The organism is Microbacterium umsixpiens (assembly GCF_053543675.1).
Window position 1 is genome coordinate 23,668 of sequence record NZ_JBLVOH010000163.1, and the last position, 1,601, is coordinate 25,268.

The following is a 1,601-nucleotide window of genomic DNA, read 5'->3' on the forward strand; positions in this document are numbered from 1 at the left end:
GCCGAACGCGGCGACGGTCGGCAGGTTCAGGGCGAGCAGGATCACGATCACGAGGACGCCGGGGATCCACAACGGGACGCCGGGGATGAGCGCATCCGTGTAGCCCGCGATCGCGATCACGTCGGCGACGCCGGTGACCACCCAGCAGAACCAGTAGGTCCACCCGGTGAAGAATCCCGCCCACGGGCCGAGCAGATCGCTCGCGAAGTCACTGAACGACTTGTACTTGAGGTTCGACAGCAGCAGTTCGCCCATCGCCCGCATGACGAAGAACAGCATGAAGCCGATGATCATGTAGACGAAGATCACCGACGGTCCCGCCACCGAGATCGTCTTGCCGCTGCCCATGAACAGGCCGGTTCCGATCGCTCCACCGATCGCGAGCAGCTGGATGTGGCGGTTGCTCAGCGCTCGCCGCAGGTGCTGCTCCTCCCCGTCGGCATCGGCATCGTGCGTGCTTCCGGTTCCCCCCGGGTGCTGCTTCGTCACTCTCGTCCTCCGGTCTCCGTCGACAGTTCGGCTCCGACGGTACCTTTCCCCTCCCCGAGCAACCGAATCGAGATCGGGGATACCGCTCCGCCGAATCGATTCGATAGGCTTGTTCGAGCCCCGATCCGTCCCCCAGTTCTGCGAGCCGCTCCTTCATGGCCACCTCTCTCACCACGGGCCGCCCGTGGCGCGTCATCCTCGCCTTCTCCATCCCGCTGCTCCTCGGCAACGTGGTGCAGCAGCTGTACCAGTTCGCCGATGCGATCGTCGTCGGACGGCACCTCGGCGTCACCTCCCTCGCGGCGGTGGGCGCGACCGGCAGCCTGCTGTTCCTGCTGCTCGGCTTCGCCTGGGGTCTGACGAGCGGATTCGCGATCCCCATCGCGCAGGCCTTCGGTGCGCGCGACGATGCGGCCGTGCGCCGCTCGGTGGCCACGGGTGTGTTCCTCAGTGCCATCACGAGCGTGATCCTGACGGTCGCAGCCCCCCTCCTCGCCGGCCCGATCCTCACCCTGCTGCAGACGCCTCCGGAGCTGATGGCCGAAGCCACGATCTTCACGCAGATCAGCTTCCTCGTGCCGGCGCGACGATGTTCTTCAACTACCTCTCCGCGATCATCCGCGCGATCGGCGACTCCAAGACGCCGCTGGTGTTCCTCACCGTCTCGTGCGTGCTGAACGTCGGGCTCGTCGTGCTGATGGTCGGTCCCCTCGAGTGGGGTGTCGGCGGCGCCGCGCTCGCGACCGTGGTCGCGCAGGCCGTCTCGGTGGCACTGTGCCTCGAGTTCGTCCGCCGACGCCTGCCGATGCTGCACCTGCGTCGTGCCGACTGGCGGATCACCGCAGGCGACATCGCCGAGCACCTGCGCCTCGGCCTGCCCATGGGCTTCCAGGCGTCGATCATCGCGATCGGCACACTCACGGTGCAGGTCGCGCTGAACACCCTCGGGGCCGACGCCGTCGCCGCCTACACGACCGGTTCCCGGGTCGATAGCCTCGCGGTCGCGCTGCTGTCGTCGCTGGGCCTCGCGGTCTCGATGTACGCCGCGCAGAACCACGGCGGCCGCCGCCCCGACCGCATCCGTCGCGGAGTCGTCGAGGCGACCTGGATGG

Annotated in this window: 2 pseudogenes; one reads left to right on the forward strand and one right to left on the reverse strand. The window is 68.0% G+C overall.

The features are described from left to right. Positions 1-489, reverse strand: a pseudogene (locus ACNPM4_RS15935) (D-serine/D-alanine/glycine transporter); the annotation flags it as partial. Between the two features lie 155 nt (positions 490-644). Here ACNPM4_RS15935 and ACNPM4_RS15940 point away from each other — a divergent pair. Next, positions 645-1,601: pseudogene (locus tag ACNPM4_RS15940) on the forward strand (MATE family efflux transporter); the annotation flags it as partial.